Origin of the sequence: Flavimobilis rhizosphaerae (assembly GCF_014852685.1) — a bacterium.
In the GTDB taxonomy this organism is placed as follows: domain Bacteria; phylum Actinomycetota; class Actinomycetes; order Actinomycetales; family Cellulomonadaceae; genus Flavimobilis; species Flavimobilis rhizosphaerae.
The window spans coordinates 1-20,430 of the sequence record NZ_JACZDF010000010.1 but is presented as its reverse complement, the minus strand read 5'-3'; the positions used below and the strand labels follow the sequence as shown (position 1 = coordinate 20,430).

17 protein-coding genes are annotated in these 20,430 nt (G+C 72.2%); 9 read left to right on the top strand and 8 right to left on the bottom strand.

The genetic code is table 11. From position 1 onward, the window contains the following. Window positions 1-63 precede the first annotated feature (63 nt). Window positions 64-450, top strand: a complete 387-nt coding sequence (locus IGS67_RS13400; RefSeq protein ID WP_192282174.1) for a hypothetical protein — start codon at window positions 64-66, stop codon at window positions 448-450. Window positions 451-944: 494 nt separating this feature from the next. Then, a complete protein-coding gene (locus IGS67_RS13395; RefSeq protein WP_210767361.1) occupies window positions 945-2,042 on the top strand; it encodes an FAD-dependent oxidoreductase in 1,098 nt (365 codons plus the stop codon). Between the two features lie 58 nt (window positions 2,043-2,100). Here the strand turns inward: IGS67_RS13395 and IGS67_RS13390 are convergent, their stop codons facing one another. Both IGS67_RS13390 and IGS67_RS13385 read right to left on the bottom strand, forming a co-directional pair. After that, complete coding sequence (locus IGS67_RS13390; protein ID WP_192282172.1) at window positions 2,101-3,966, bottom strand: hypothetical protein; 1,866 nt, start codon at window positions 3,964-3,966, stop codon at window positions 2,101-2,103. Then, window positions 3,963-4,967, bottom strand: a complete 1,005-nt coding sequence (locus IGS67_RS13385) for a hypothetical protein (RefSeq protein WP_192282169.1) — start codon at window positions 4,965-4,967, stop codon at window positions 3,963-3,965. The genes IGS67_RS13390 and IGS67_RS13385 overlap by 4 nt, the downstream gene beginning before the upstream one ends. Window positions 4,968-5,501: 534 nt before the next feature. On the opposite strand from IGS67_RS13385, the gene cysK reads away from it, so the two are divergent. The 3 genes from cysK to IGS67_RS13370 all read left to right on the top strand — a co-directional run bounded on the left by cysK (window position 5,502) and on the right by IGS67_RS13370 (window position 8,306). Next, entirely contained in the window at window positions 5,502-6,437 is a 936-nt protein-coding gene (gene cysK, locus IGS67_RS13380) for a cysteine synthase A (RefSeq protein ID WP_192282166.1), read from the top strand. Between the two features lie 67 nt (window positions 6,438-6,504). Next, a complete protein-coding gene (epsC, locus tag IGS67_RS13375; RefSeq protein ID WP_192282163.1) occupies window positions 6,505-7,110 on the top strand; it encodes a serine O-acetyltransferase EpsC in 606 nt (201 codons plus the stop codon). 92 nt (window positions 7,111-7,202) lie between these two features. Further along, the gene (locus tag IGS67_RS13370; protein ID WP_192282160.1) at window positions 7,203-8,306 is read left to right on the top strand and encodes an LLM class F420-dependent oxidoreductase; all 1,104 of its coding nucleotides are present in this window, start codon (window positions 7,203-7,205) and stop codon (window positions 8,304-8,306) included. 361 nt (window positions 8,307-8,667) lie between these two features. On the opposite strand, the gene IGS67_RS13365 is transcribed toward IGS67_RS13370, so the two are convergent. After that, on the bottom strand, window positions 8,668-9,063 hold the full coding sequence (locus tag IGS67_RS13365) for an MGMT family protein (protein WP_192282157.1): 396 nt from the start codon (window positions 9,061-9,063) through the stop codon (window positions 8,668-8,670). Between the two features lie 92 nt (window positions 9,064-9,155). Here IGS67_RS13365 and IGS67_RS13360 point away from each other — a divergent pair, with 92 nt between their 5' ends. Beyond that, complete coding sequence (locus IGS67_RS13360; RefSeq protein ID WP_192282154.1) at window positions 9,156-10,490, top strand: GNAT family N-acetyltransferase; 1,335 nt, start codon at window positions 9,156-9,158, stop codon at window positions 10,488-10,490. A 139-nt stretch (window positions 10,491-10,629) separates the two neighbouring features. Here the strand turns inward: IGS67_RS13360 and IGS67_RS13355 are convergent, their stop codons facing one another. Both IGS67_RS13355 and IGS67_RS13350 read right to left on the bottom strand, forming a co-directional pair. Further along, complete coding sequence (locus IGS67_RS13355; protein WP_192282151.1) at window positions 10,630-11,682, bottom strand: Fpg/Nei family DNA glycosylase; 1,053 nt, start codon at window positions 11,680-11,682, stop codon at window positions 10,630-10,632. Window positions 11,683-11,699: 17 nt separating this feature from the next. After that, window positions 11,700-12,149, bottom strand: a complete 450-nt coding sequence (locus IGS67_RS13350; RefSeq protein ID WP_192282148.1) for a ribose-5-phosphate isomerase — start codon at window positions 12,147-12,149, stop codon at window positions 11,700-11,702. 178 nt (window positions 12,150-12,327) lie between these two features. On the opposite strand from IGS67_RS13350, the gene IGS67_RS13345 reads away from it, so the two are divergent. Then, complete coding sequence (locus IGS67_RS13345) at window positions 12,328-13,017, top strand: hypothetical protein (protein WP_192282145.1); 690 nt, start codon at window positions 12,328-12,330, stop codon at window positions 13,015-13,017. A 160-nt stretch (window positions 13,018-13,177) separates the two neighbouring features. Here IGS67_RS13345 and IGS67_RS13340 read toward each other — a convergent pair whose 3' ends face one another. After that, on the bottom strand, window positions 13,178-14,029 hold the full coding sequence (locus IGS67_RS13340) for a hypothetical protein (protein WP_192282142.1): 852 nt from the start codon (window positions 14,027-14,029) through the stop codon (window positions 13,178-13,180). Between the two features lie 110 nt (window positions 14,030-14,139). Here IGS67_RS13340 and IGS67_RS13335 point away from each other — a divergent pair, with 110 nt between their 5' ends. Then, window positions 14,140-16,143, top strand: a complete 2,004-nt coding sequence (locus tag IGS67_RS13335) for a M13 family metallopeptidase (protein WP_192282139.1) — start codon at window positions 14,140-14,142, stop codon at window positions 16,141-16,143. Between the two features lie 82 nt (window positions 16,144-16,225). On the opposite strand, the gene IGS67_RS13330 is transcribed toward IGS67_RS13335, so the two are convergent. Then, complete coding sequence (locus IGS67_RS13330; RefSeq protein WP_192282136.1) at window positions 16,226-16,828, bottom strand: hypothetical protein; 603 nt, start codon at window positions 16,826-16,828, stop codon at window positions 16,226-16,228. Continuing rightward, the gene (locus tag IGS67_RS13325) at window positions 16,825-17,469 is read right to left on the bottom strand and encodes a mycothiol-dependent nitroreductase Rv2466c family protein (RefSeq protein ID WP_192282133.1); all 645 of its coding nucleotides are present in this window, start codon (window positions 17,467-17,469) and stop codon (window positions 16,825-16,827) included. Before IGS67_RS13325 ends, IGS67_RS13330 begins: the two co-directional genes overlap by 4 nt. A gap of 195 nt (window positions 17,470-17,664) precedes the next feature. On the opposite strand from IGS67_RS13325, the gene pepN reads away from it, so the two are divergent. Continuing rightward, window positions 17,665-20,241, top strand: coding sequence for an aminopeptidase N (pepN, locus tag IGS67_RS13320; protein ID WP_192282130.1), 2,577 nt, complete (start codon window positions 17,665-17,667; stop codon window positions 20,239-20,241). The last annotated feature ends 189 nt before the right edge of the window (window positions 20,242-20,430 follow it).

Here is a 20,430-nt window from a genome sequence, read left to right as displayed (position 1 = left end):
ACGCCTGGCCGCCGCCCTCGACACCCTCGCCACCCGCCCCCACCTCACACTCGTGGAGACCGCATGACCACGCGCCGCAACCCTCGCCGCCCCGGACCCCGCGAGCGGGCCGTGCTGCGCGCCCTCGAGCGTAGGTGGCCGCCCGCCGGCGACGGCGCCGCCTACGCTGCCGGCTGGCGCGATGCGCTCGCACACGTGCGCGCGTCGCTCGAGTCGTGCGGCCGCGACGCCGGCACGGCCTCGAGCGCTTGCAGCGTCACCGGCTGCGACCTCGAGGCGCCCCGCTCTGCCGAGGCGTGCGACGCGCACCGGTGCCGGCACCTCCTGGCGTCCGGTCGCCGCTGCGCGCGCGCTGCCGGGCCGGACGGCCTGCGCGCGTCCGGCATGTGCGCGTGGTGCGAGGCGGCCCGCACACGCGCTGCCCGCCACACCCCGCGCGACGGTCGCTGACCGCAACTGACGACGCCCGACCTCGAGGCGCCCCACGACGTCCGCACGCCCCTCGAGGCGCCCCACGACGTCCGCACGCCCCTCGAGGCGCCCCACGACGTCCGCACGCCCCTCGAGGCGCCCCACGACGTCCGCACGCCCCTCGAGACCTCGCCCGCCCTCGAGGCACCCTCGACCGTCTCCCACGGCCCCTCGCGCGGCCGTCGTCGGCCGTCGTCGTGGAAGAACGTGGCAGATCTTTCCGTCTCTCGTGGCCCAACATGGTCCACCCTGAACCCTGCTGTGTTAGCGTGTCCGCAGGTCAGCGCGACGACGGCCCCGCTGACCTGGGACTGGAAACCGGTTCGGAGATAACTTCCAAACTGATTACGCGGGTTCGATTCCCGTCATCCGCTCCAGAGCTCGTCGCGACACGGACAGACCCGTGCGACGCATCTCACGGCCTGTCCCACCGGCGCACGGAACAGTGCTCGCGCGCTCGGCGTTGACCGGGCATGACGACGATCGACGAGCGCCCCGCCCCGGCCACGACGGAGCACGGCCTGCTCGACGTCGTCGTCGTCGGAGCCGGCCAGGCGGGCCTCTCGGCGTCCTACCACCTGCAGCGGCTCGGGACAGAGCACGTCGTGCTCGACGCGAACCCTGGCCCGGGTGGCGCGTGGCGCCACCGCTGGCCGTCGCTGACGTTCGGCGGCGCCCACGGCATCGCCGACCTGCCGGGCCTCCCCCTCGGGACGCCGGACCCGACTGAGCCCGCGAGCGCCGTCGTCGAGCGCTACTACGGCACGTACGAGGAACGGTTCGGCCTGCCCGTCGTGCGGCCCGTCCGCGTCACCAGGGTGACGTCCGACGACGGCCCGGAAGGCCCGCTCACGGTGACGACCGACGCCGGCACATGGCACGCCCGCACACTCATCAATGCCACCGGCACGTGGGACCGGCCGCACTGGCCGCACGCGCCCGGCCGCGAGACGTTCCGGGGCCGCCAGATGCACACGCGCGACTTCTGGACGGTCGAGGACATGCGCGGCCAGGACGTCGTCGTCGTGGGCGGTGGCACGTCGGCCGTGCAGCTGCTGCTCGCGCTCGAGGGTGTCGCCCGTACGACGACGTGGGCGACTCGCCGCGAGCCAGCGTGGACGCGCGCACCGTTCGACGCCACGTGGGGTCTCGACGTCGAGAATCGCGTCCGTGAGCGCACGCTCGCGGGGCTCCCGACGCTCTCCGTCGTCGCCGCGACCGGCCTGCCCCTCACGCCGGAGTACCGCCGGGGCATCGAGCGCGGCACGCTCGTCTCCCGGGGCATGTTCACGCGCATGGTGCCGGACGGCGTCGTGTTCACGAACGCTGACGGCACCGAGCGCACGGTCCGCGCGGACACCGTCGTGTGGGCGACCGGCTTCCGGCCCTCCCTCGACCACCTAGCGCCGCTGCGGCTGCGCGAGCGCGGTGGCGGCATCCGCACCGACGGCACGGTCGTCGACCGTGACCCGCGCGTGCTGCTCGTCGGCTACGGCGCGTCCGCGTCGACGCTCGGCGCGACGCGTGCCGGCAGGCGCGCGGCGTTCGCCGCACGTCGCCGCACCGCCTGAGCGCAGACGACGGGCCCGGGTCCACCTTCTCGACCCGGGCCCGCCGCTCAGCCAGTGCTCAGCGCAGCTGCGCCTCCGTGAAGACGGCAGGCGCTCCTGGCGCGTCCGGTGAGCCCGGAACCGTGCCGCCGCCGTGGACCGCAACATCCACTGGCGCGACCCCGGCACCGCCCGCGCCCGCCGACGCGGCGGCGAGCGCCGCCGTCCGCTCCCGGCTCGCAGCTTGCGTGGCTCGCCACCACTGCGCGATCGCGCGACGCTTCCACACCGCGAGGCCCACGAGCGCGAGCGCGATGAGCCCGACAACGACGTTCCGCACGAGACCGGCAACCGTCGTTCCTGTGACGTCCACGGAGGTCGAGGTCGCGTAGCCGTCCGCGTCGACCCACGTGACCGTTCGGCCGTCGGCCTTCGCGGTCGTCGTCCCGAAGAAGCCGCTGCTCACGGCAGGCTTCGCGCCGAAGGGCAGGTTGACAGCGACATGCGTTCCCTCGACCGGCGCTGAGGTGAGCCGCTCGCTGAGGTCCATGCTCACGCGGAGATCAAGGTCCATCGAGAAGAACGACCCCTCGTCCCGTGCCGAGTACGAGATGCCGGCGTAGCTGTCGAGCCGGTCCTCGAGCTCGTCGGCGGTCGCGCCGGCGATCGTCACGGTGACGCGCGTGGTCGTGCCGTCGTCGGTCCGTCCGAGCGTGCCGACGCCGTCAGCAGGGCGCAGCGCCGCCTCGATCGCCGCACCGTCACCGGCGGCGGCTGTCGGAAGCGAGAAGACGATCCTTGCCTCGCCGGCACCCGTCCGGTCGAGGTCGAGCGTGGCATCGACGCGCGTGACGACGAGCGGGATCTCGTAGACGGAGGGCGTCCCCTCGGGGTCGCTCCTCACGTATGCCTGACCGTCGACGACGTCCTCGGCGAAGACGTCGCCCGACACCCATGCCTCGGGCACGACGTGGAGGACCTCCGGTCGGTAGAGGTCCGGCGAGCACGTCGTCCCGCACGCGAGCTTGTCGACGATCTCGACCTGCTGCCCGGTCGCGCCCTGGCTCTCCGTCCACGACCACACGGACCCGGAGGTGCCGAGCAGCGTGTCGGTGCCCGCGGCGATCGCCGCGGCGTCGCCCGAGAACGTCACCGTCCACACGTGGGAGCCGTCCGCGTCGGACGGCACGACCGTCGCACCCGAGGGCAGGAGGGCAGTCATGGCGGCGTCGAGACCCGCGGCATCCTCCTGGTAGACCTCGGTGGGAAGACCGAGGACGACGACCCGCGTGAACCCCGCGTCGCTGCGCGACGTCGTCACCTTGAGATCGCGGATGCCACGGTCGGCGACGTCGTTCACACGGACGTACGACGAGTACGACTCGTACTCCTTGTCGCCGACTTTCGCACCTGTCGCACCGTTCTCGACCGCGGCGTCGGCCGCGTCCTGCTCGACGAGCTTGTCCTCGAGAAGTCCTGCGCCCACCCAGCCGAGCAGATCGGCCGACGTGAAGTTCTCCTCGAGCTCCACACCACGCAGGAACGCGGTGTCGGCGACCGAGTGCGTGATCTCCGGCGTGATGTCCTTCCCCGAGGCCTCAAGGAGAGCCGTGACCTTCGCCGTGTAGTCCGCGAGGTCCGTGAACGCGAGCGTCATCGTCGTGACGAAGCCGTCGTCGGTCTCAGCGACCTTCGACATCGTCAGTTGCTCGGGCAGGTGTGCCCTCACGGACTTCTCGATGGCCTTGGCGCCGCCCTCGACGTCCTCGGCGTCCGACGACGACAGGGTGACACGCATGACACGCTCGCCCGAGCCGTCGCCCGTGAGCGTGAGCGTCGTGTCGATACGGCCGCCGCACGCGGACAGCACGAGAAGCGCCACGACTGCGGCGAACGCCGCGAGCGCCCGATGCCCCCGCGCGGGGGCCTGCAGCGGAGTGGTCACGCGATCGACCCCACGATCACCACGTTGATGAGGAACACCGCGAGGAGCATGAGCGCCACCGCGGCGAGCGTGAGCATCGCGTGCGGCACGAGCAGGCTCTTGCTCGCGTGCGGCGCGAGCCGGTTGAGCCCGATGTAGAGGAGTCCCTCGCTCACAATCGTGAACGGCACGTAGAACAGCATGGCGACGAACGTGAGGACCGCAGCGAGCCCCGCGCCCGGCAGGAAGTTGAGGACGGTGAAGATCGCGACGGGCAGCAGCCCGACGCCCCAACCGGTGGCGGCAAGGTCCGCAGTCGTCGAGAACGGCACGACGACCCCGCGCATGCGCAACGTCCAGCCGAGCGCGAGCGCGCGGATGACGCCGACGACGAACACGGCGACCGTCACCGAGACGACCATCCCGAGCAGCGTCCCGAACGGCACCGATGCCGACGCGGAGATGTAGCCGCTCGAGAGACCGCCGGTGAGGCTGCCGAACGCGTTGTCGAAGATCCCGGCCGTCGTCTTCACGGCCTTCGCGAGCGAGGTTGCCGCGATGATGCCGAGCAGGAGCCCGGCGCCGGCGAACACCGTCACCCACCACATCCACCCGTTGCCCGTGCGCGTGCGGATCGTTCCCGGGAGCGCGAGCGCGCCGACGGAGTCGCCGCGCCACACCGTGAGCGGCAGGTCCCGCAGCGTCAGCAGGGTCTCGCGGAACGCTGAAGGGCCGGCAGGCGGCAGGGTCGCGCCCGGGACGTCTGCCTGCGTCGCCGGCGGCTGCTGGGCGGACTGCTGCTGGTCGCTGGCGTACCCGGGCGCGGGCGCCGCGGCGACGGGCGGGACGGCAGTCGGCTGCTCGTGGGCAGCGACGGGCGCGTCCTGAGGCGTGGTGGGGACGAGCGCAGCAGGCGGCCCGGAAACGGCCGCAGGGACGTTCGCCGGCGCGACCCCGTCGGGCGGACCGGGCACGCCGGGCGTCGGTGGGACGGGCGGGACGGACGGGTTCTCGGACGACATGGTGAAGGCCTCCCTGTAGCTGCGGCAGGGTGCATCCGGCGCCCCCTGCGCGTGTGCACGCACCGGACACAGAGCCGGTTGCGCACCCACACCCTACAGACCGCACCTTCCGGGCGCAGGTCGGTCCGGCCTGCGGCCCGCCGGTCGGTGCACGTTCGCACGACGCCGGGGCGTGAGACACGTTGCCGCACGTCGTACGCGCGGGCTAGCATTGACCGAGGCGAGCCGGACGGCCGCCACCGCTGCGTGACCCCGGGTCGCGCCCATGCCGGGAGGTCGACGTGCTGCACAGCGCCAACGTCTCCCGTGCCTGCCGCGCCGTCGCGGCCGACGCCTGCATGCGTCCCTGCTGTCCCTGTCTGTAGAGCGCTGGCCTGCGCCGTCGTGCACCGACGGCCAGCCTCCCGGGCATCGACGCACCACCTCGATGAGCCAGCGCTCGCCCCGCACCCGGTGACGATCCCGCGTCACCGCACAGCCCTACCAGGACCAGGCTCTCGCGCGGTATCCCGCGCACGACACGAAGAGGAACCCATGGCTCGCATCTACGACGACGTCACCGCTCTCGTCGGCAACACCCCGCTCGTCAAGCTCAACCGCCTCGCCGAGGGCGTCGGCGCGACCGTCGTCGCCAAGCTCGAGTTCTACAACCCCGCGAACTCGGTCAAGGACCGCATCGGTGTCGCGATCATCGACGCGGCCGAGGCGTCGGGCGACCTCGCCCCCGGCGGCACGATCGTCGAGGCGACGTCCGGCAACACCGGGATCGCCCTCGCGATGGTCGGCGCGGCCCGCGGCTACGACGTCGTCCTCACGATGCCCGAGACGATGTCGAAGGAGCGCCGCGCGCTCCTGCGTGCCTTCGGCGCCGAGCTCATCCTCACCCCCGGCTCCGAGGGCATGCGCGGCGCGGTCGACAAGGCCAACGAGATCGCCGCGTCCCGCCCCGGCGCGGTCCTCGCACGCCAGTTCGCGAACGCCGCGAACCCCGAGGTCCACCGCCGCACGACGGCCGAGGAGATCTGGGCCGACACCGACGGCCAGGTCGACATCGTCGTCGCGGGCATCGGCACGGGCGGCACCATCACGGGTGTCGGTCAGGTCCTCAAGGAGCGCAAGCCCGAGGTCCAGATCGTCGCCGTCGAGCCGGCCGAGTCGCCGATCCTCAACGGCGGCCAGCCCGGCCCGCACACGATCCAGGGCCTCGGCGCGAACTTCGTCCCCGAGATCCTCGACACCGAGGTCTACGACGAGGTGTTCGACGTCAACGCCGACCAGGCGATCGCCACCGCGCGCCGCGCCGCGACGGACGACGGCCTGCTCGTCGGCATCTCCTCGGGCGCCGCGATCCACGCCGCGCTCGAGATCGGCAAGCGCCCCGAGAACGCCGGCAAGCTCATCGTCGTCGTCGTGCCGTCCTTCGGCGAGCGCTACCTCTCCACGGTGCTCTACGCCGACCTGCTCGACTGACCGCTCCCCCGGCGGTGCGCGTAGGCGCGCCGCCGGGGACCGCACCAGCCCCTCCGGAAGGAGCGCCGTGGCCCTGCCACGCCGAGCCTGGTCCCTGCTGCGCGAGGACCTCCAGGCCGCACGGGACCGCGACCCCGCCGCGCGCACACGCCTCGAGGTCGCACTCGCCTACCCCGGCCTGCACGCGCTCTGGGTGCACCGCCTCACCCACCGCATGTGGCGCAACCCGCTGCTCCGGCTCCCGGCCCGCCTCATCTCGCAGATGTCGCGATCGGTTACGGGTGTCGAGATCCACCCGGGCGCACAGCTCGGGCGTCGGCTCTTCATTGACCACGGCATGGGCATCGTCATCGGGCAGACCGCTGTCGTCGGCGACGACGTGCTGCTCTTCCACAACGTCACGCTCGGCGGCCGCACCATGACGCACGGCAAGCGTCACCCGACGGTCGGCAACCGCGTCGTCGTCGGGGCGGGCGCGAAGATCCTGGGCCCAGTGTGGATCGGGGACGACGCGCAGATCGGCGCGAACGCCGTCGTCGTCAAGGACGTGCCCGCGGGCGCCGTCGCCGTCGGGGTGCCCGCGAAGATCCGGCTCGCGTCGCCTGCGGAGGTCGCCGAGCGTCAGCGGCGCGCGGTCGAGGACCCGTCGATGCTCATCGAGTACATGATCTGAGCGTGCCCGTGGCGCACCGCCCGGATACCTGAGACGCTGGGTCTCGGACATCTTCGGGCGACGGCGCCCGGACCAGCCCCCACGGAGGCACCGTGCGACTCGGCATGCAGCTCGGCTACTGGCCCTCCTCCCCACCCGCCGGCGCCGCCGACGCCGTCCGCGCGGCCGACGCCGCCGGGCTCGACTCCGTGTGGACCGCCGAGGCCTACGGGTCCGACGCCCTCACCCCGCTCGCCTGGTGGGGCGCCGCAACCCAGCACGTCCGGCTCGGCACCGCGATCGCCCAGATGTACGCCCGCACCCCCGCCGCGACCGCGATGGCCGCGCTCACCCTCGACCACCTCTCCGGCGGACGCTTCGTCCTCGGCCTCGGGGCCTCAGGCCCCCAGGTCGTCGAGGGGTGGTACGGGCAGCCGTACCGACGCCCCCTGGCACGCACGCGCGAATACGTGCAGATCGTCCGCGACATCCTGCGGCGCGAAGCACCCGTGACGGCCGACGGCGACTTCTTCCGGCTCCCCCTGCCCGCGCCCACGAGCCCCCTGGGCCCGGACGCCGCGCGGGCGGACCGCGACGCTGAGCCGACCGGCCTCGGCAAGGCCCTGCGCTCGACCGTCCGCCCCCTGCGGGCCGACCTCCCCATCCACCTCGCCGCCGAGGGCCCCCGCAACGTCGCCCTCGCGGGCGAGATCGCCGACGGCTGGCTGCCTGCCTTCTACGCGCCGCGCCTCGACGCGTCACTCCGGGAACCCCTCGAGGACGGCCTGGCGCGCCGCTCAGGCGCGCTGCGCCCGCACGAGGAGTTCGAGGTGTGCGCGTCCGTGCCCGTCGTCGTCCGCAGTTCCGTCGACGAGGCCGCCGACGCCGTCCGGCCCCACCTCGCCCTCTACGTCGGCGGCATGGGCGCGCGCGGGGCCAACTTCCACCTCGAGGCCGTCGCACGCCTCGGCTACCGCGAGGTATGCGAGGAGATCCAGTCCCTCTACCTCGCCGGACGCGTCGACGAGGCCGCGGCCGCGGTGCCGCTCGAGCTCGTGCAGGACGTCGCGCTCGTCGGGACCCTCGACGACGTCGCCGCCCGCCTTCGCGACTGGGAGGAGACGGCTGTGACGACGATGCTCCTCCAGGGCGACCCGTCGACGTGGCGGGCGCTGCTCTCTCCCGGCTCGCCCGTGCACGCGGCGGTGCGGGGCTGAGCCCAAGCCAGAGCGTGTCTCGCAGCGGCGCGGCCCCAGAGACACCTCTGGCGCCCGCCCCCGGAGGGGCGGGCGCCAGAGCGCTCGTGCGTCGCCTGCACGGTGCCCGGACCGGCGGTTGTCATCGTCCCGGTCGTTGAACCGTCCCGAGCTGTTCGGGACCGTCACCGTGCTGCCCTCGATCGCGGGCTGTTCCGGGCCAACGGACCCGGGCAACCTCACGCCGATGCGTCGTCGCTCCACCGTGCGACGCTGACGGTGAGGCTGACGCCCAGCGCGGCAAGCGCACCACTGCCACCTATGAAGGTGGCGCGCGTGCTGCTCGTCGCTGTCACCCTGCTCAACAGGGCGACACCCAGAACTATTCCCGGTCCCCCGAGGCGGCGTCCAGATCTTTCTCCGGGCCCCCGTCCGAGGCACCCTCCCGTGCCGTTTCCGCCCCCGCAACGAGCACCTTGAGATCGGCGCGCGCCCGGCCGAGGTCCACCCGGCCGCCCCTGCGCACCGGACACCCCTCCGCACGCAGCAGCGCAAGCGCCTCGGCAACCTTGTGCTGGGGCGGGGTGCCGTCCGCACGTACGACACGCCACCACGCGACTGCCCCGCCTGCGTCGCGCAGCGCCGTCCCGACGACCCGCGGACCGCCCCTCCCGAGGAGCCTGCCGACGACGAGCGCCACGTCCCCGTACGTCGTCACGCTCCCGGCGGGGACGAGGTCGACGACGTCGAGCACCGTCTCGACATACTCGGGGTCCACGGCGCGAGACTACCGCGACGTCCCGCAGGCGCACAGGTCGTTCGTCCGGGAAATCTCTCGCGCCCCGCCCGCACGGGTGACAGGCTCAACACATGACCTTCCCAGCGGGTTACCACCACCAGCCGCTCGACGACTCCTTCCGCGAGGCCGCGTTCACGCTCGACACCTGGGCCTTCCCGTCAAGCACGACGCCCGAGGACTGGACCGAGATCGAGTTCCCCATGGACTGGACCCGGTTCGTCGGCGTCGTCGCCGACGGCCCCGACCCGGACGCCGTGCCGATCGACGGCGCGGCGCCCGCACGCTCCGACCTCGTCGCCATGTACGGCTCGTACGCGTTCGACCGCTTCCCCGTCCCCGGCACGGAGATACCCGTCGGAGGCCTCACGTGGGTGGGTGTCCACCCGCAGCACCGCCGGCGCGGGATCCTCCGCGGCATGATCACCGACCACCTCGACGCGTGCGCGGCACGCGGTGAGACCGTCTCCGCGCTCTTCGCGGCCGAGGCCGCGATCTACGGACGCTTCGGCTACGGGCTCGCCGCCCACGATGTGCGGCTGACGATCCCGCGCGCCGCACGCCTGCGCGACGTTCCCGGCGCGGGCACGCACACGGTGCGCCTCGAGATCGCCGACGCCGACCGGCACGGCGCGCTCGTCGAGTCCGTCCACCGTGAGGCAGGGCGCCGCCCTCTTGGCGTCGACGGCCCGCGCGGGGCGCTCCTCAACCGTCCCGGTTGGGCGGGGCGCGACGACCCGTCGCTCGCCCGACGCATGCTCCTCGACCCGCCCGTGTGGCGCGGCGGCAAGGAGGCTCGGCGCATCGTCGTCGTCGAACGGGACGGTGAGCCCCGCGGCTTCGCGACGTTCCGCCGCTCGAGCGAGTGGCGCGACGAGGGTCCGCGCGGCACCGTGCACGTCGGCGAGGTCGCGGCCCTCGACGTCGCGGCCGCCCACGACCTGTGGAGCGTGCTGCTCGACCTCGACCTCATGGCGAAGGTCGAGACGTTCCTTCTACCGCCCGACGACGCGATCCTCGGGCTGCTCGTCGACCCGCGGGCAGCCGGCACCAAGCGTGTCGACAACGTGTGGTTGCGGCTCGTCGACGTCGCAGGCGCCCTCGCCTCACGCCGCTACCAGGCCGACGTCGACGTCGTCCTCCACGTCACCGACGAGCTGCGGCCCGCGAACGCTGGTTCCTACAGGGTGCGCGCGACCGCGTTCGCCGAGCCCGAGGTGACGCGCACGCACGACGACGCCGACCTCAGCCTCGACGTCTCCGCGCTCGGCGCCGCCTACCTCGGCGGGCAGACTCTCGCGGCACTCGGGCTCGCGGGGCGCGTCACCGAGCTCCGATCCGGAGCGCTCGCGACCGCGTCCGCCGCGTTCGGCTGGCCTGTCGCGCCATCCTGCTCGTTCGTGTTCTGAGCACATTGCGTCCACGCACCCCGGCGGGGTGCGTGGACGCAACCCGCCGCAGGCGCAGGCGCTCGCTCAGGTGCGGGTCAGCGCGCGACAACTCGCAGTACGCGCCTCGCGTCGACGTCGGCCCTGCTCGCGGGGAGCCTCAGCGCTGGCAGGTGGGGCACCAGAAGAGGTTCCGGCCCGCCGCGTCACGCACGAGGATCGTCGCGCCGCACACTCGGCACGCGAGCCCGTCGCGGTGGTAGACGTAGAACGACTCCTCGCGCGGCACCGCACCCTCGTCACCGTCGGTGTTCTGACGCACGCGGCGCGGGTCCATCCGGCCCTTCTCGTGGCCGAGGCCGCGATGCTCGGGACGCGTCGTGACGATGCGGCCCGTCGCGACGCCGTCGCGCATGAGGACGACGAGGTCGTCCCAGATCTCCCGCAACGTCTCGGCCGGCACCGCGGTGCCCGGCGTCGACGGGTCGAGGCCGGCGCGGAAAAGCACCTCGGCGCGGTAGATGTTGCCGACGCCCGCGACCTTGTCCTGCGCCATGAGCTGGAGGCCGACGGCCGTGCGCGAGCGTCGGACCCGTGCGACGAACCGCTCCGGGTCGGCGTCCGTGCGGATGGGGTCGGGTCCGAGACGCGCGAGCACCGCCTGCCGCTCTGCGTCGGTGATGACCTCGCACGCAGTCGGCCCTGTGAGATCAGCGACGGCGTGCTCCCCGAGGATCCGCGCCCGCACCTGCCCGCGGGGCTCGGGCACGTCCCACGCGCTCTCGTCGTCCCGCGAGATAGCGCTCCCCTGTCGAGATAGCGCGCCTCGCGCGCTATCTCGACCGTGAGGCGCTATCTCGCGATCAGGGAGCGTGTGCTCCTGCTCGCCGATGCGGCGGCGTGGGGCACCGATCGCGTGCGCCACCGTCGTCGAGCCGTCGCCCGCGAACGTCCACGAGCCGTACAGGCCCAGGTGGACGCGCAGCCAGGCAAGATCGGCGTCGGGCGTCGTCGTGCCGGACGTCGCCGCAGCGGGGCCGAAGCCCAGGAACAAGTGCTTGCCCCACGCCTCCGCACGCACGAGCGTGCCGCCGTCGAGCAGCGCCGCACCCGCCTCGAAGCGGCCCTGCGGACTGCTGAGCCGCAGCTGCTCACCGTGGAAGAGCGCGTCGAACGTCCGCGCGAGGCGGTGGACGGTGTGGCCCTCGGGCACGACTCAGGCGGCGTACGTCAGCGCGCGGACTCGTACGCCGCGAGCTGGTCGATGCGACGCTGGTGACGCTCCGCACCCGAGAAAGGCTCCGCGAGGAAGGCCTCGACAAACGTCGTCGCCTCCTCGATCGTGTGCTGGCGCTCGCCGACCGCGATGACGTTCGCATCGTTGTGCTGCCGGCCAAGCTTCGCGGTCTCGACGCTCCACGCGAGCGCAGCGCGCACACCGTCGACCTTGTTCGCGGCGATCTGCTCACCGTTGCCCGAACCGCCGATGACGACGCCGAGCGAGCCCGGCTCCGCCGCGACGGCCTCGCCCGCGGCGATGCAGAACGCGGGGTAGTCGTCCTCGGCGTCGTACTCGAACGCACCATGGTCGACGACGTCGTGACCCTGGGCGGCGAGGTGCGTGAGGAGGTGGGACTTCAGGGCGAAGCCCGCGTGGTCGGAGGCAAGGTGGACGCGCATGGGGCTATCTTGCCGTATCCCGCAACGTCTCGGGGCGCCCGTCGACGCTCGTCGACGAGCATCCACCGGACAAAGTTGCCCGATCGTGACACGACTCGTGTAGCGCACCACCTCAGGGTGCTGGTTGGCTGGTCACGGCACCACCACCTCGCCGTCGTCACAGCTCAGGGATCCCACGATGGAACCGCTCAAGATCGCCACGCTCGCCGCGGCCACCGTCATCGCGATCGTCGCGGCGGCGCTGGCCCCGCGGGCCTTCCGTCGCGCGAGGGCGCTCGGCGTCGTGTCGATCGTCGCGAGCATCGCGCTCCTCGGCGGCGCCGGGTACGCCGTCGCCGCCGGACTCGGGGTCGGGGAGAAGCACACGACCGTGTTCGTCACCGCGCTCGACGAGGCCGCCGACGACTTCACCGTCGACGTCGCGCACCGGCGCGTCTACGCGGGCGGCGACACGTATACGTTCCAGCCGGACGCGGCCGCCACCGAGCTGCTCGCGATCCTCAAGACCGCGTACCCGAGCGGCTCGATCGTCGACGGCGGCTCGCGGTTCACCGTCATCCACGCGGGCACGCGGTTCGACGTCGACGCCACGGACGACCGCACCTGGGCCGTGACCCGGGAGACCGCCCGGCTCCGCGACGGAAGCACCACCTCGTTGCTCGCTTTCCCCCACGACGCCGTCACGGGAGACACGTTGCAGGTCGGCGTCGCGACGCCTCTGCTCCTGCCCGCCGAAGCCGTCCGCACCGAGCTGCTGGCGCTCGGCGCCACGGCAGAGGACGCCGGCACCCTCGCCACCGTCGACGACGCGGGCCGTCGGATCACCCTGACGCTCGACGGCACGAGCATCACCGCCAACCTGGGTTGACGTCCGCCGCTCGTCGCGCATCTCTGCCGACAGGTGCCCATGACGGTCAAGGTCGTCGGGGACGCACCGGCTCATGTTCGAGCTCGTTCTCGGTTCTGGCGTCGTCATCGCCATCGTGCTCGTCGTGGCCGTCGACGTCGACGGCACGTCCGGGAGCTGATCAGCGGACCGAGCCGTGGGACGTCGTGTCGCCCGCACCGACCGCCGACGCAAGATCTTCTGGAAGCCGCTCGACGTCGACGCAGCAGGGGCAGCACCACCCGAGCGCTCGACGCCACGCGGGAACCGTGCGCACACGATCCGCGAGCGCGTCCCAGAGGTCGTCGCGTTTGCGCACGAGATCCGCGACGTGCCCGATCCCGAGATCGCCGAACGCCTCCTCGTCCCGGACGGTCGCGACCAGCACGTCCGCGATCTCGAGCGCGTCAGACGACTCGAGGAGCTCGGCCACGGTCTCCCAGACCACGAAGTCCGCCGTGCCGTCGCCACCGTCGAGCGCACGATCGTGCTCCCACAGCAGGTATCGACGCACGACGAGCGCGTGCCACCCGGCGCTGGGGACACCGTCGCCGTCAGCGAGGAGCCCTGCCGCACGGGCACGGGCGTTCTGGGCGACGAACGCCCACAGCTCAGGCGGCAGCTCGGCCGCGAGCGCAGGCCCTGGCCATGCGTGCCCGAGCGCTGTCGCCCATCGGTCCGACGTGCGGGCGCGCGACACGAGCGCAGGCCACAACGATCGGATCCCGCCGAGCGCCAGCGTGAGCAGCGATCGACCGACCGCTGCCTGCAGCCGCCGGTCCTCGGCGCGGGCGAGCACGAGGTCGAGGAGATCGACGGGAGCGTCCGTCGTCACGAGGTGGTCGCGCGCCAGGAGGAGCGCCGAACCGCGCTCGCGCCGCGGGTCGTCCGGCTCCGCGTCCGCGAGGAACAGCACCTGCCCGAGGCTGAGCGGTCGAGCGAGCCGCTCGAGCAGGTGGTCGGCGACGAGCACGTCGAGCTCACGATCGGGCACGATGCCCCTCCTTCCCTGAGTGCCGAGGCTACCGGTGGGATTCCTCTCGGACGAGACCTCTGCTCGCGGCTGTCGGCAACGATGTCGGTGGCCCGGCATAGGGTGAGCGCATGACGACCGACAACACCGCAGCGCTGCGCTCCGGGATCGACGCGTCGACGTTCGACGCCGACGTCCGCCCGCAGGACGACCTCTTCCGCCACGTCAACGGCCGCTGGCTCACGACGTACGAGATCCCCGCCGACCGCGCCCGTGACGGCGCCTTCCGCGAGCTCCACGACCGCGCGGAGGAGCAGGTCCGCGACATCATCCTCGAGGCCGGAGAGCAGGCCGGGGCCGACGGCGTCGACCCGACGACCGCGAAGATCGGCGCGCTCTACGCGTCGTTCATGGACACGGAGCGCATCTCCGAGCTCGGCACCGCGCCCCTCGCCGCCGACCTCGCACTCCTCGACGACGCCGCGGACAAGGTCGCGCTCGCCCGTGCCCTCGGCGAGCTCCAGCGCACCGGCGCCGCCGGCGCGCTCGGCCTCTACGTCGACAACGACGCGCTCGACCCCGAGAAGTACGTCGTCTACCTTCTCCAGGCCGGGCTCGGCCTGCCCGACGAGGCCTACTACCGCGAGGAGCAGCACGCCGAGGCCCTCGCCGCCTACACGCCGCACGTCGCACGCATGCTCACGCTCGGCGGCATCGTCCCGGCCGCCGACGCCGACGCGGCCGCCGCGCGCGTCGTGGCGCTCGAGACCGCCCTCGCCGGCCACCACTGGGACGTCGTCCGCGACCGCGACGCCGAGCTCACCTACAACCCCATGACGTTCGCCGAGCTCGCCGCGTCCGCACCCGGTCTCGACTGGAACGCCTGGGCCGAGGGGCTCGGCGCACCTGCTGGCGCCCTCGACGACGTCGTCATGCGCGAACCCTCGTTCGCGACCGGCCTCGCCGCCCTCTGGGAGCAGACCGACATCGCCGACCTGCGCCTGTGGCTCGCCGCCCAGGTCGTCTCGTCGCGTGCCGCCTACCTCACCGACGAGCTCGTCGAGGCAAACTTCGACTTCTACGGCCGCACCCTCACCGGCGCCGAGGAGATCCGCGAACGTTGGAAGCGCGGCGTCTCCCTCGTCGAGGGCGCGCTCGGCGAGGCCGTCGGCCAGGTGTACGTCGAACGTCACTTCCCGGCCGCCCACAAGGAGCACATGGACCGCCTCGTCGGCCACCTCGTCGAGGCGTACCGCGAGTCCATCACGGGCCTCGACTGGATGGGCGAGGAGACAAAGGTCAAGGCGCTCGCCAAGCTCGACGCCTTCACCCCGAAGATCGGCTACCCCACGCGGTGGCGCGACTACTCGGCCCTCGAGATCGACCAGACCGACCTCGTCGGCAACGTCCGCCGGGCCAACGCCTTCGAGACCGACCGTGAGCTCGGGAAGATCGGCAAGCCGCTCGACCGCGACGAGTGGTTCATGACCCCGCAGACGGTCAACGCTTACTACAACCCCGGTATGAACGAGATCGTCTTCCCCGCCGCGATCCTCCAGCCCCCGTTCTTCGACCCCGAGGCCGAGGACGCCGTGAACTTCGGCGGCATCGGTGGCGTCATCGGCCACGAGATCGGCCACGGCTTCGACGACCAAGGTTCCAAGTACGACGGCTCCGGCCGCCTCGAGGACTGGTGGACCGAGGAGGACCGCCGCAAGTTCGAAGAGCGCACCAAGGCGCTCATCGCCCAGTACGACGCCTTCTCCCCCGCGCAGCTCGGCGACGAGCACACCGTCAACGGGGCACTGACGATCGGCGAGAACATCGGCGACCTCGGCGGCCTCTCGATCGCGCTCAAGGCCTACCGCATCGCGCTCGGCGGCGACCTCGCCTCCGCCCCCGTCATCGACGGACTCACCGGCCTCCAGCGCGTGTTCCTCGGCTGGGGTCAGGTGTGGCGCACGAAGGCGCGCGACGCCGAGGCCATCCGCCTCCTCGCGATCGACCCGCACTCGCCCGCCGAGTTCCGCTGCAACGGCATCGTCAGCAACGTCGACGAGTTCTACGAGGCGTTCGACGTCACCGAGGGCGACGCGCTCTACCTCGCGCCCGAGGCACGCGTCCGCATCTGGTGACCCCGACCGGCGCCACCGCGCCGGAACGACGTCGGGCCCCGCACCTCACGAGGTGCGGGGCCCGACGCATGTCCTCACGGCGTCAGAGGACGCGGCCACCCGCGCGTGCGAGCGAGAATCCCGTGCCCGTCGCGTCGTCGACGCACGCCATGCCCGACTCGTCCGACGTGCACGTGAACCCGTAGGCGGCCGACTTCTGCCCGTACCCGAGGACGTTGACGTCCTTGCCCGCCTTCTTCGGCAGCTCCTTCTTCGGCACGCACGGCACATCGACCTTGCCAGAGGCGTCGACCACGTACACGAAGCCGACCGAACCGTCGCAACCGTCGACAGGCGCGGGCTTCTGCGCGAGCGACGCGATGCCGCACCGTGCACCGTTCGCAGTGATGTCGCAGACGATGTTGCCCGACGGGGTCGCGAACCGCTGGTCCGTGCCTCCCGGCCGGTCCGCAGACGTCACCGGAGCCGAGGGCGAGGCGCTCGTCGTCGCCCCGGCGACGGGAGTCGTCGCCCCGGCGACGGGCGTCGTCGGCGACGTCCCCGGCGCGCCCGAACCCCCACCGAGGAGGACAACCGCAGCGATCACGACCCCGACGACAAGGATGACGTCGATGACGATGAACGCGATGAGCCCCGGCCCCAGCGGCTTCCTCGCCGGAGGGCCCGTAGGGATCGGGATCGTCATGCGCCCACCGCCTCGTCGGCGCCCGGCCGCAGCACCGGTCCTGACGTGCGCGTGCGCTTGAGCTCGTAAAAGCCCGGCACCTGCGTCATGAGGACGAGCCCGTCCCACAGCCGCACCGCATCCTCGCCCCGCGGCGCCGGCGTAACGACGGGACCGAAGTAGCCGACGCCGCCGATCGCCACGACGGGCGTCCCGACCTCGTCGCCCACGAGGTCCATCGCACCCTGGTGCGAGGCGCGCAGCGCGTCGTCGACGTCGGTCGAGTCCCATACGTCGAGGAGGTCCGCGCCGAGCCCCGCGTCGGCGAGCGCCTTCGCGACGACCGCGCGCCGGTCCTTGTTGCCCTCGACGTGATACTCCGTGCCGATCGCCGTGTAGAGCGGCCCGAGGACGTCGTCACCGTGCCGCTGGGCGGCCGCGACGAGCACGCGCACCGGACCCCACGAGGCGTCGAGCATCTCGCGGTAGTCGGCGGGCAGGTCGCGCCCCTCGTTGAGCACCGACAGGCTCATGACGTGCCAGCGGATCGCGATGCCGCGGAGCTCCTGGACCTCGGTGAGCCAGCGTGAGGTCATCCAGGCCCAGGGGCAGGCAGGGTCGAACCACATGTCGGCGACGGTCGTCGCAGTCTCGTCTCGCATGCCCCCAGCCTAGTTGCGTTGCCGCCCGCGGTCCCGGGAAGTGCGCCCTGCGCGGACACGTCGTCCGACGTCAGCGTCTACGACCGTATTGCACTGCCCGGGTGTCGGTGCCGCGTGAAAGTATCGATGGCGGGCGTCGAGCACGCCCGGCATTGACGCCCCGACCGGGCGCCACCGCACAACCGAGGAGCACAAGTGCCCGGAGAGAACCTCACCCGCGCCGAGGCGATCGAGCGCGCGAACGTCGTGCAGACGCAGTCGTACGCCATCACCCTCGACCTCACGACGGGACCGACGACGTTCGCGTCGACGTCGACCGTCCGCTTCACCGCGACGCCCGGCGCGTCGACCTTCATCGACCTCGTCGCCCCGAGCGTGCGTTCCGTGACGCTCAACGGCCGCGAGCTCGACCCCGCCGTCGTCTTCGCCGACTCCCGCATCGCCCTCGACGGGCTCGAGGCGGAGAACGAGCTCACGGTCGTCGCCGACTGCGCGTACACGAACACGGGCGAGGGCCTCCACCGCTTCGTCGACCCGGTCGACGGCGAGGTCTACCTCTACACGCAGTTCGAGGTCCCGGACTCCCGCCGCGTCTTCGCTGTGTTCGAGCAGCCCGACCTCAAGGCGACGTTCGCGTTCACCGTCACGGCCCCCGAGGCGTGGCAGGTCGTCTCCAACGAGCCCACGCCCGAGCCGACGCGCGCCGGCGGCAACGCCACCTACGCGTTCGAGCCGACGCCCCGCATCTCCTCATACATCACCGCGCTCGTCGCCGGCCCCTACGCCGTCATGCGCTCCGAGCTCACGAGCTCTGACGGCCGCACGATCCCCCTCGGCGTCTTCTGCCGCGCGTCGCTCGCCGAGCACATGGACGCCGACTACGTCTTCGACACGACCCGCGCCGGCTTCGAGTTCTTCGAGAAGGCCTTCGAGCAGCCCTACCCCTTCACGAAGTACGACCAGCTCTTCGTGCCCGAGTACAACATGGGCGCCATGGAGAACGCAGGCTGCGTGACGTTCACCGAGTCCTACGTCTTCCGCTCCAAGGTCACCGACGCCATCAAGGAGCGTCGCGTCGTCACGATCCTCCACGAGCTCGCGCACATGTGGTTCGGCGACCTCGTCACGATGCGCTGGTGGAACGACCTGTGGCTCAACGAGTCCTTCGCGGAGTGGGCGTCGACGCTCGCGACCGCCGAGGCCACCGAGTGGAAGGGCGCCTGGACGACGTTCGCCGCGATGGAGAAGTCCTGGGCGTACCGCCAGGACCAGCTGCCCTCGACCCACCCGATCGTCGCGGAGATCCGCGACCTCGAGGACGTCCAGGTGAACTTCGACGGCATCACGTACGCCAAGGGCGGCTCGGTGCTCAAGCAGCTCGCCGCGTGGGTCGGCCTCGAGGCGTTCCTCAAGGGCGTCGCCGAGTACTTCCGCAAGCACGCGTGGGGCAACACCGAGCTCACCGACCTGCTCGTCGAGCTCGAGGCCGCCTCGGGCCGCGACCTCTCCACGTGGTCGAAGCTGTGGCTCGAGACCGCGGGCGTCAACACGCTCCGCCCCGAGATCACGGTCGACGACGCCGGCAGCGTCACGGGCTTCGCGATCCTCCAGACGGCCCCCGCCGACTACCCGACGATCCGTCCGCACCGCCTCGCCGTCGGCTACTACACGCTTACCGACGACGGTCTCGTCCGCACGCACCGCGTCGAGCTCGACGTCGACGGCGAGCGCACCGAGGTGCCCGAGCTCGTCGGCACCGTGCGCCCCGACCTCGTCCTCCTCAACGACGACGACCTCGCGTACGCGAAGATCCGGCTCGACGACGCGTCACGCACCGTCGCGATCGAGAACCTCGCGCTCATCTCCGACCCGCTCGCGCGTTCGCTCGTGTGGGGCTCGATCTGGGACGCGACGCGCGACGGTGAGGTGCCCGCGAGCGACTTCGTGCGCCTCGTCCTCAACAACATCGCGGCCGAAACCGAGTCGACGACGATCCGCACGACGCTCAACCAGCTCGTCCTCGCAGCGTCGTCGTACGTCGCGCCCGAGCGCCGCGAGCCGACGCTCGTCGCCGTCGGCGACGGTCTGCTCGCCATGGCGCGCACGGCCGAGGCGGGCTCGGACGCGCAGTTCCAGTTCGTGAAGTTCCTCGCGCAGGTCGCCCGCACGGACGCCCAGCTCGACGCGATCGCCGCGCTCCGCGACGGGTCCGAGACGCTCGAGGGCCTGACGATCGACACGGATCTGCGCTGGGAGCTGCTCATCGCGCTCGTCGCCGGTGGTCGTGCGACGGCCGCGCAGATCGACCTCGCGCTCGCCGACGACGACACGGCCTCGGGCCGCCAGCAGGCCGCCCACGCACGAGCTGCGATCCCCACGGTCGAGGCCAAGGCTGCCGCGTGGGCGTCGATCGTCGACGAGGCCGACAAGCCCAACGCGATCATCCGCGCGACGGCCCTCGGCTTCAACCACGTCCTCGACGCGTCGCTGCTCGAGTCGTTCGTCGCGACGTACCACGACGCGCTCTTCCCCATCTGGGAGTCGCGGACGTACCACATGAGCGAGGAGCTCATCGAAGGTCTCTACCCCGCGCCGCTCGCGAACGAGGCGCTGCGGGACGCGACGCAGGCGTGGCTCGACGCGCATGCGGAGGGTTCGGCAAAGGTCGCGCCGCCTGCGCTGCGCCGCTTCGTCGTCGAGGGCCTTGCGGGCATCGAGCGCGCCCTCGCGGCTCAGGCGGTCGACGCCCAGGCTGTCGCGGCACAGGCCTGACGGTCCGTCCTCGCACGAGCGGCCCCGCACCTCTTCGGGTGCGGGGCCGCTCGCGTCCTCCCCCGCTCGATAGCCGATTCGTTCACCTCAGATGTCTGGATCCGCTATCAAGGGCCGCGGGCCCTACCCCCGGATCTTGGACACGGGGTGTGATTACGCAGCAGGTCGCAGCGTAGCGGTGTAGCCGGT